The organism is Streptomyces sp. NPDC001515, assembly GCF_053597115.1.
Genome location: NZ_JBSFHN010000058.1, coordinates 19740 through 29073 on the forward strand (window position 1 = coordinate 19740; position 9334 = coordinate 29073).

General features: G+C 70.5%; 4 protein-coding genes, 3 tRNA genes and 1 CRISPR repeat array. Of the genes, 3 read left to right on the top strand and 4 right to left on the bottom strand.

Features of this window, described 5'->3' with window-relative positions; all coding sequences use genetic code 11:
* Positions 1-23 precede the first annotated feature (23 nt).
* From ACWCXC_RS36135 to ACWCXC_RS36150, 4 genes are all read right to left on the bottom strand, one after another.
* Positions 24-1955 carry an ABC transporter ATP-binding protein gene (locus tag ACWCXC_RS36135; protein WP_450891699.1) on the bottom strand — a complete coding sequence of 644 codons (1932 nt, stop codon included), beginning with the start codon at positions 1953-1955 and terminating at the stop codon, positions 24-26.
* Positions 1955-3688, bottom strand: a complete 1734-nt coding sequence (locus ACWCXC_RS36140) for an ABC transporter ATP-binding protein (protein ID WP_450683958.1) — start codon at positions 3686-3688, stop codon at positions 1955-1957. The genes ACWCXC_RS36135 and ACWCXC_RS36140 overlap by 1 nt, the downstream gene beginning before the upstream one ends.
* Before the next feature lie 318 nt (positions 3689-4006).
* Positions 4007-5452 (bottom strand): FGGY family carbohydrate kinase, encoded by a 1446-nt coding sequence (locus ACWCXC_RS36145; RefSeq protein WP_450891700.1) that lies wholly within the window; start codon positions 5450-5452, stop codon positions 4007-4009.
* A gap of 78 nt (positions 5453-5530) precedes the next feature.
* Positions 5531-5830, bottom strand: a complete 300-nt coding sequence (locus ACWCXC_RS36150) for a YtxH domain-containing protein (protein WP_383633538.1) — start codon at positions 5828-5830, stop codon at positions 5531-5533.
* Between the two features lie 180 nt (positions 5831-6010).
* Here ACWCXC_RS36150 and ACWCXC_RS36155 point away from each other — a divergent pair.
* The 3 genes from ACWCXC_RS36155 to ACWCXC_RS36165 all read left to right on the top strand — a co-directional run bounded on the left by ACWCXC_RS36155 (position 6011) and on the right by ACWCXC_RS36165 (position 6401).
* A tRNA-Asn gene (locus tag ACWCXC_RS36155) sits at positions 6011-6083 on the top strand.
* Between the two features lie 5 nt (positions 6084-6088).
* Positions 6089-6161 (top strand) — tRNA-Asn (locus ACWCXC_RS36160).
* Positions 6162-6327: 166 nt separating this feature from the next.
* Positions 6328-6401 (top strand) — tRNA-Ile (locus ACWCXC_RS36165).
* A 927-nt stretch (positions 6402-7328) separates the two neighbouring features.
* A CRISPR array of direct repeats spans positions 7329-9074; the repeat unit is 28 nt; unit sequence GTTGTCCCCGCGCCTGCGGGGGTGGTCC.
* Positions 9075-9334 lie beyond the last annotated feature (260 nt).

A 9334-nucleotide genomic window follows, 5' to 3' on the forward strand; every position in this document is an offset into this window, starting at 1 on the left:
CCGCGGGAGCACGGAAGGCCCGGCTAGTCGACCTCGGCGACCGCCTGCGCGAACTGCGCCGCGTACAGCCGCGCGTAGGCGCCGTGCGCCTCCAGCAGCTCGTCGTGGGTGCCCTGCTCGACGATCGAGCCGTTCTCCATCACCAGGATGACGTCGGCGTCCCGGATCGTGGAGAGGCGGTGGGCGATCACGAAGCTGGTACGGCCGTGCGCGAGGCGCGCCATGGCCTTCTGGATCAGCACCTCGGTCCGGGTGTCGACCGAGCTGGTGGCCTCGTCGAGGACGAGTATCACCGGGTCGGACAGGAACGCCCGCGCGATGGTGATGAGCTGCTTCTCGCCCGCGCTGACGCCCGAGCCCTCGTCGTCGATCACCGTGTCGTAGCCCTGCGGCAGGGTCCGGATGAAACGGTCGGCGTGGGCCGCCCGCGCCGCCTCCTCGATCCGCTCGCGGCTCACGTCGCCGGGCGCCCCGTACGCGATGTTCTCCGCGATGGTCCCGCCGAACAGCCAGGTGTCCTGGAGGACCATGCCGATCCCGGCCCGCAGGTCGTCGCGGGACATCGACGCGATGTCGACCCCGTCGAGCGTGATGCGGCCGCCGGTCACCTCGTAGAACCGCATCAGCAGATTGACCAGCGTCGTCTTGCCGGCCCCGGTCGGGCCGACGATCGCCACGGTGTGGCCCGGATCGACGCTCAGCGAGAGGTCCTCGATGAGCGGCTTCTCCGGGTCGTAGCGGAACGACACCTTCTCCAGCGCGACGTTGCCACGCAGCTCCCGCGGGTAGGCGGCGTCGCCCTTCGCCGGGTCGGGGGTCTGCTCCTCGGCGTCGAGCAGCTCGAAGATCCGCTCGGCCGACGCCACCCCGGACTGCACCAGGTTCGCCATCGAGGCGACCTGGGTCAGCGGCATGGAGAACTGCCGGGAGTACTGGATGAACGCCTGCACATCACCGATCGACAGCGCCCCGGAGGCGACCCGCAGCCCGCCGACCACGGCGATCAGCACATAGTTCAGGTTCGACACGAACATCATCAGCGGCTGCATGATCCCGCTGTTGAACTGTGCCCTGAACCCGGCCTCGTACAGCGCCTCGTTCTGCTCGGCGAAGTCCCGCGCGGACTCCTCCTGACGGCCGAAGACCTTCACGAGGGTGTGGCCGGTGTACATCTCCTCGATGTGGGCGTTGAGCTTGCCCGTCACCTTCCACTGCTGGACGAACTGCGGCTGCGAGCGCTTGCCGACCTTCGTGGCGACGACCACCGACAGCGGCACCGTCACCAGGGCGACCAGCGCCAGCAGCGGCGAGATCCAGAACATCATCACCAGCACGCCGACGATGGTCAGCAGCGAGTTGATGAGCTGGCCCATCGTCTGCTGCATCGTCTGCGAGATGTTGTCGATGTCGTTGGTCGCGCGGCTCAGCACCTCGCCGCGCTTCTGGCTGTCGAAGTACGACAGCGGCAGCCGCGCCAGCTTGGTCTGGATGTCCTCGCGCAACTGGAAGACGACCCGGTTGATCACCCGGATCGACAGCCGCGTCGCCACCAGCATGAGCAGCCCCGCGCCGACGTACACGGCCAGCGCCATCAGCAGCACCCGGCCGATGGCGTCGAAGTCCATCCCCTGTCCCGGGACGAAGTCCACCGAGGAGAGCATGTCCGCCAGACCGCTGTTGGTCCGGCGGATGCCCTCGACGGCCTGCTCCTTCGTGGCCCCCGGGTCCATCCGGCCGCCGACGATCCCGGCGAACACCAGGTCGGTGGCCCTGCCGAGGATCTTCGGGCCGACCACGGAGAGCGCCACGCTCACCGCTATGGCCGCCAGCATCAGATACAGGGTCGACTTCTCCGCGGCGAAGCGCCTCAGCAGCCGCTTCGAGGACCCCTTGAAGTCCATGGACCGCTCGGTCGGCGCCCCGCCCGCCATCATGCGTCCGCCAGGCCCGGCCATTACGCGGCCTCCGCTTCCGTCAGCTGGGAGAGGACGATCTCCCGGTAGGTCTCATTGCCTTCCATCAGCTCGTGGTGGCTGCCGGTGCCGACGACGCGGCCCTCGTCCAGCACCACGATCCGGTCGGCGTCGCGGATGGTCGACACCCGCTGCGCGACGATCACCACCGTCGCCCCCGCCGTCTCCCGCTGGAGCGCCGCGCGCAGCGCCGCGTCCGTGGCGTAGTCCAGCGCCGAGAAGGAGTCGTCGAACAGATAGATCTCCGGCCGCTGCACCAGCGTCCGGGCGATCGAGAGCCGCTGGCGCTGTCCGCCGGAGACGTTCGTGCCGCCCTGGGCGATCGGGGCGTCGAGACCGTGCTCCAGACCCTCGACGAACTCCTTGGCCTGCGCGATCTCCAGCGCCCGCCACAGCTCCTCGTCGGTGGCGTCCGGATTCCCGTACCGCAGGTTCGTGGCCACCGTCCCGGAGAAGAGGTACGGCTTCTGCGGCACCAGGCTCACGGTCTTCGCCAGCAGGGCCGGGTCCAGGGTCCGCACGTCCGTGCCGTCGACCAGCACCTGGCCGTCCGTCACGTCGAAGAGCCGGGGGACGAGCCCGAGCAGCGTCGACTTGCCGCTGCCGGTCGACCCGATGATCGCGGTCGTCTCACCGGCCCGCGCGACGACGTCGATGGAGCGCAGCACCGGCTCCTCGGCGCCGGGGTAGCGGAAGTCCGCCCCGCGCAGCTCCAGATGCCCCCGGGCCCGCAGCTCCGTCACCGGGTCCACCGGCGGCACCACACTGGACTCGGTCTCCAGGACCTCCTGGATGCGCTCGGCGCAGACCTCGGCGCGCGGCACCATCATGAACATGAAGGTGGCCATCATCACCGACATGACGATCTGCATGAGGTACGAGAGGAACGCGGTGAGCGCGCCGATCTCCATCCCGCCGCTGTCGATGCGGTGCGCGCCGAACCAGACGACGGCGATCGACGACACGTTCACGACCGTCATCACGGTCGGGAACATCAGCGCCATCAGCCGGCCCGTGGACAGCGCCACGTCCGTCAGCTCGGTGTTGGCTCCCCGGAACCGCTCCTCCTCGTAGCCGTCGCGGACGAAGGCGCGGATGACGCGGTTGCCGGTGATCTGCTCGCGCAGCACCCGGTTGACCGTGTCCAGCCGCTCCTGCATCAGACGGAACAGCGGGCGCATCCTCCGCACGATGAGGCTCACCGCGATGCCGAGGACCGGCACCACCGCCAGCAGCACCGCGGAGAGCGGGACGTCCTGGCCGAGCGCCATGACGACGCCGCCGACGCACATGATCGGCGCCGACACCATCAGCGTGAACGTCATCAGCGTCAGCATCTGGATCTGCTGGACGTCGTTGGTCGTCCGGGTGATCAGCGAAGGGGCCCCGAAGCGGCCGACCTCACGGGCCGAGAAGGACTGCACCCGGTCGAAGACGCCGGCCCGGATGTCACGGCCGAGCGCGGACGCGGTACGGGCACCGATGTAGACGGCTCCGATGTTGCAGACGACCTGGGCGACGCTGACGACGATCATCACGCCGCCGAACCGCAGGATGTAGCCGGTGTCGCCCTGGACGACACCGTTGTCGATGATGTCGGCGTTGAGCGTGGGCAGATAGAGCGTGGCGCAGGTCTGCAGCAACTGGAAGACGACCAGCAGCGCGAGGGGTTTCTTGTACGGACCGAGATAGGCCCGCAGAATTTTTATGAGCACGCGTGTCTCTCGGAGTCGGCGTAGGTCGGGAGTCGACCCATTTTCGAGCACCCGGCACCGGGACGGCGAACGTTTTTATTCAAGTCCAGGTCAAAAAACAGACCGGGTCCACAATTTCCGGGTCCCGACTCACCGGGGGTCCCGCCCCCGTCACCACCCGTAGGACGCACCGCCGGCGGCCGGCCACGGCGACGACGTGGCGGCGCACCGGAAGCACGCCGCCACGACAACCCGGTCCGCGGCAACTAGGTCCATGGCAACCCCGTACGCGACGAACCTGTCCAGGAAAACCCCGTCCGCGAAAACCCCGTCCGCGACTCAGTCCGCCGGGTCGAACGCCCCCGGGTGGATCTGGTCCCGCGTCGCCACGTACTGCTGACGCACGGCCTGCCCCACCGGCATTTCGTCACCCGGCTCCAGCACCTGTGCCGCCGCCTCCTGCCACACCGGGGGCGTCCGCGCGTCCAGGGAGCCCTGCGAGACGCCCAGCGCCCAGGCCGCCTGCCGGGCCGCACCCAGCGCCGCGTACTGGGCGGGCTGCGGTACGACGATCTGCGTGCCGAGCAGCGAGGGGGCCAGCGCCTGGACGGCGGGCAGCTCGGCCGCGGCACCCAGGAGGAACACCCGGCGCACCTCGACGCCCCGGTCGCGCAGGACGCCGAGCGCGTCGGCCAGCGAGCAGAGCATGCCCTCGAAGGCGGCGCGCGCCAGATGCTCCGGCTTCATGGACTCGCGCCGCAGCCCGCACAGCGTGCCGGCGGTGTGCGGCAGATTCGGGGTGCGCTCGCCCTCCAGGTAGGGAAGCAGCACCAGCCCCGAGGAGCCGGGCGTCGACTTCAGGGCCAGCTCCGACAGCTCGTCGAGCCCGGCGAGCCCCAGCATCTCGGCCGTGCCGCGCAGCGCGCGCACCGCGTTGGTGGTGTGGACGACGGGAAGGTGCATGCCGGTGGCGTCGGCGAAGGAGGTGATCACCCCGGACGGGTCGGCGAGCGCCTCGTGGTGCACGGCCATCACGGAGCCCGAGGCCCCCAGCGAGACGACGGCGTCACCGACCCCGACGCCCAGCCCGAAGGCGGCGGCCATCGTCTCGCCGGTCCCCGCCGAGATCAGCAGCCCCTCGGGCGTCGTACCGGCCGCTTCGGCCGGGCCGAGCACCTCGGGCAGCGCCGCCTGCCGTCCCAGGGCCAGCTCCACGAGATCGGGCCGGTAGGCCGCCTCGCGCGCCGACCAGTACCCCGTGCCGGAAGCGGCCCCCCGGTCGGTGGTCCGCCGGGCCGGCCGGCCCAGCAGCTGCCACACCAGCCAGTCGTGCGGCTGGAGCACGGCGGCCACCCGCTGCGCCAGCTCCGGCTCGGTCCGCGCCAGCCAGCGCAGCTTCGCCACCGGCTGCGCGGCCTGCGGCACCGCCCCGACCGCCTCGGCCCAGGCCTGCCGCCCGCCCAGCCCGTCGACCAGGTCCGCCGCGGCCACCTGGGCCCGCTTGTCGTTGCCGAGCAGCGCCGGCCGCACCAGATTGCCCTGGTGGTCCAGCGGCACGAGCCCGTGCTGCTGCGCGCAGACCCCGATGGCCTGCACCCCTTCGAGGAGACCGCCGGTGGCCGCCTCACCGAGGGAGAGCAGCCAGGCCTGCGGATCGACCTCGGTGGCCTTCGGATCGGCGGGATGCGCGGCGTATCCCTCGCGCAGCACGGCGCCCGTGTCCGTATCGCAGACCACGATGTGAGTGAAGGCGGATGAACTGTCCAAGCCGGCGACTATCCCCATGCACAGAATTCTGCCGCACCTGCGGCGGTTTCCCGTACCGAAGGCGCGGCAGAGGCCGTGCGGCGGAGGCGGCGCGGCTCAGGTGTTCGTCGTCCCCCAGTCGTCCTCCAGGTCCCCGCCGCGCCCGCGCAGCGACCGCACCCGGTCCGCCACCGAGGCCGGCACCTTCTCCCCGACCTTCTCGCCCACCGCGTGGTACGCCTTCCCCGCGAACTCGCGGCCGCTCTGGGCCGCCGTCTCGCAGGTGTTGCGCACGGCCGGGTTCTGGGCGAACTGGCGCGCGGACTTCTTCAGCTGCTCGTAACGCTCGCGCCCGGCCCGCGTGCCGAGCACGTAACCGAGCGCCACTCCGGCGATGAACGTGAGCCGGTACCGCATGGCTGCCACCCTTCCTTCGCTCCGTGCGACGTGTCCTGCTCGCCTACCCCGGGGCGCCCGAGATCACCCCGGGCGATACCGATTGGCAAAGCACCCCCCTGCTTGCGCTAATGTATGTGTCGCAGCGAACGCGCGCCGCCCGGCAGCAGCCAGGCAGGTACGTTCGAGGCAACGCAGCAATCCCCTGTAGCTCAATTGGCAGAGCAGCCGGCTGTTAACCGGCAGGTTACTGGTTCGAGTCCAGTCGGGGGAGCGCGATCCCCTGTAGCTCAATTGGCAGAGCATTCGGCTGTTAACCGGAGGGTTACTGGTTCGAGTCCAGTCGGGGGAGCGGATCGGAAGAGGACCCTCCGGGGTCCTTTTTCGTATGCCCGGAACCGGGCGTCGAGCAGCGCCGTCTTCAAGGTCACGAGTACCCGGGCACCCGGAGCGAGAGATCGTATGACCGGCTATGCTGCGGCAGACGGAGCGCACACATGTACGCGCCACGCCGAAACGGGGCGGTAGCTCAGCCGGTTAGAGCAGCGGACTCATAATCCGTCGGCCGTGGGTTCGAGTCCCACCCGCCCCACTTCGAATCCCCAGGCAGAATCGTTCTGACCTGGGGTAAGGCCGCCGGGGCCCCTCCCGCCCTGCCCAGCGACACGGGCGTCCGCCGCCCACCTCGTAGGCGCTTTCCAGGCGTGCGGTTACAGCCGGGGTATGGGCATGGGGCGTGGGCGTTGGGTTTCGATCTCATCCTTGACACGCAAAGACTGCGGCGACCTGATGACACAGAGTGTTGGTCTGGCTGTCGGTATGCCCGGTGACGGTGGGGGCGGGCCGCAGCAGCCTCTCGACGTCCTGGCCGACGGGAACGTCGCCCCGATCTCGTGATCTCCCGATTCCCGCTCTCCGCATCCTGTGCGGGGACGCGCAGAAGCAGGGGCAAGCGCTACGGCTTCGAGACGTTCTGCTGGTCGCGCAGGTTGGTTGTGTCCGGTGTCTCCTCGGCCCACAAGGACTGTGGCGACCGACCGCATCGCCAAGAGGCGGCGTCAAGAGATCAGGGCTCCCGTCTACCTGGTGGCAGCCCCGTACGCTGCGGAGGCCGCCGCCCACACTTCACTTCCCAGCCCGCCCGAAACCGGCTCCCTCACGGCGCACACGCACCTGTACCCCCTCCGGCAACCTCCCGATCGCTCCGCCCGACGGCCGCACCTTCACTCACGCTACGGACGAGCTGCCCCGACCCGGACCGAAGACTGGCACGCGCTGACGAGCCGGCTGCTGGTGACCGGGAGGAGGCTGGTGTGTCAGCGGCGGTCATTAGAGTGCGGAGTGTGAGTGACGATTCCGGGTGGCCATCTCTCCTTGAGAGAGGGGCGACGCGGAGCTGGTGGTGGTCGAGGAGCGGGATGGTGCCCTGCTGATGTGGAGGCTCGCTGAGGCTGGTGTGGGTCAGAAGCAACTGAATGAGAATGGCTACTTCGCCCAGTAAACCCCCAGGTCAGGAAGTGTTGTCCCCGCGCCTGCGGGGGTGGTCCGCAGGCGGCCCCGCAGATCCTCGTCCCGTTCACGTTGTCCCCGCGCCTGCGGGGGTGGTCCGGGTCGCGGGGCTGCGACGGACCGGCTCGGACTGTTGTCCCCGCGCCTGCGGGGGTGGTCCGCGGGCCTGTCTGAGCGATGTGCTCGGTCTCGCGTTGTCCCCGCGCCTGCGGGGGTGGTCCGGTGGCACTGGGGGAGCCGCAGGGCAGTCGCCTGTTGTCCCCGCGCCTGCGGGGGTGGTCCGCCACCTGACGTCTTCGCCGGCTGCGATGTTCTGTTGTCCCCGCGCCTGCGGGGGTGGTCCGGCGTAGACATCCGGGCCCTGCTGCCCGGCGGTGTTGTCCCCGCGCCTGCGGGGGTGGTCCTGACGAAGGTCCCGACTGGTACGCGCTCTGCCGGTTGTCCCCGCGCCTGCGGGGGTGGTCCCCTGATCCCCGCCGGCCGCCAGGCCATGCAGTCGTTGTCCCCGCGCCTGCGGGGGTGGTCCGCTGTCTTCTTCTTTTCCGGCGCCTTTTCCCCGGTTGTCCCCGCGCCTGCGGGGGTGGTCCGACAGATCTGGCTTTAAAAAAAACCCCCGGCATGTTGTCCCCGCGCCTGCGGGGGTGGTCCGGAGGCAGCGTGAAGTACTTCCCCTACACCATCGTTGTCCCCGCGCCTGCGGGGGTGGTCCTACGGCGGCGAACACGGCGGTCATGGGGGTCTCGTTGTCCCCGCGCCTGCGGGGGTGGTCCGCCCCTGGACCAGTTCACCGACGCTCAGCGGGCGTTGTCCCCGCGCCTGCGGGGGTGGTCCGCGACGCCGAGCCTTTCCTGATCCCGGCGGGCCGTTGTCCCCGCGCCTGCGGGGGTGGTCCGGGCAGCACCACCAGCTCCGCAAGCAGGACGCAGTTGTCCCCGCGCCTGCGGGGGTGGTCCGGTGGCCGCGCTCGCGGCCGAGGCGGAGGAGACGTTGTCCCCGCGCCTGCGGGGGTGGTCCGTTCATGGTTGGGCTGGATACGTGGGAGAGAGTGTTGTCCCCGCGCCTGCGGGGGTGGTCCCTGGTCGGCAAGGGCCTTGGGGTGGCTCTTGCGGTTGTCCCCGCGCCTGCGGGGGTGGTCCGCGCCCTGCCTCGTTCCTCATGGCCATCACAGCGTTGTCCCCGCGCCTGCGGGGGTGGTCCGCCCCACCTGACCAGGTGTCAGGTGGGGCTTCTGTTGTCCCCGCGCCTGCGGGGGTGGTCCACTCATCCCTGAGAACGGGATGCGCGCCCCAACGTTGTCCCCGCGCCTGCGGGGGTGGTCCTGTCACGTAGCTCAACGGAAAGAGCGCTGGGTTGTTGTCCCCGCGCCTGCGGGGGTGGTCCGTGCCAGAGGTGCGCGACGTTCCGCCCGATGGCGTTGTCCCCGCGCCTGCGGGGGTGGTCCGGCGTTCCAGGACTTCCGGCCCCTGCTGCCCGCGTTGTCCCCGCGCCTGCGGGGGTGGTCCGTCGTCGCCGCCACCGAGGCACGCCGCATTGACGTTGTCCCCGCGCCTGCAGGGGTGGTCCGCCGACGAGCGTGAACCTCACGGACCAGCTGGCGTTGTCCCCGCGCCTGCGGGGGTGGTCCGCCGGCGCGCTGTGGACGCAGGTCCTCTCCGTCGTTGTCCCCGCGCCTGCGGGGGTGGCCCCCCCCCCCCCCCCCGAGCACGAGCACTGGCGGCGCGGGGTGGAGTTGTCCACGCGCCTGCAGGGATGGTCCGTCCATCAAGGTCACGGCGTCCGCGAAGGGCGCGTCGTCCCCGCGCCCCGGCCACGTCACCACGGTCCCTCGTCCCCGCGTCCGCCGCATGGGCCGGGCTCGGCTGTGCAGGGGCTTGGATGCGCCGCGTTGGCAGGAGTTGAGAGGGAGGCGGCCGGCGCTGTCCCGGTGGTGTTGGCTCTTGCGCTGGTGAGGGGCGGTTCGGCGGCGAGGCGTCCCCGAGTCCGTACGCCGTGACCCAGCGCTCCAGCAGCGGAGCG

Coding starts and splice junctions, on each gene's coding strand:
- ACWCXC_RS36135 (WP_450891699.1), bottom strand. CDS start 1,955: ATGGCCGGGCCTGGCGGACGCATGATGGCGGGCGGGGCGCCGACCGAG.
- ACWCXC_RS36145 (WP_450891700.1), bottom strand. CDS start 5,452: ATGGGGATAGTCGCCGGCTTGGACAGTTCATCCGCCTTCACTCACATC.
- ACWCXC_RS36150 (WP_383633538.1), bottom strand. CDS start 5,830: ATGCGGTACCGGCTCACGTTCATCGCCGGAGTGGCGCTCGGTTACGTG.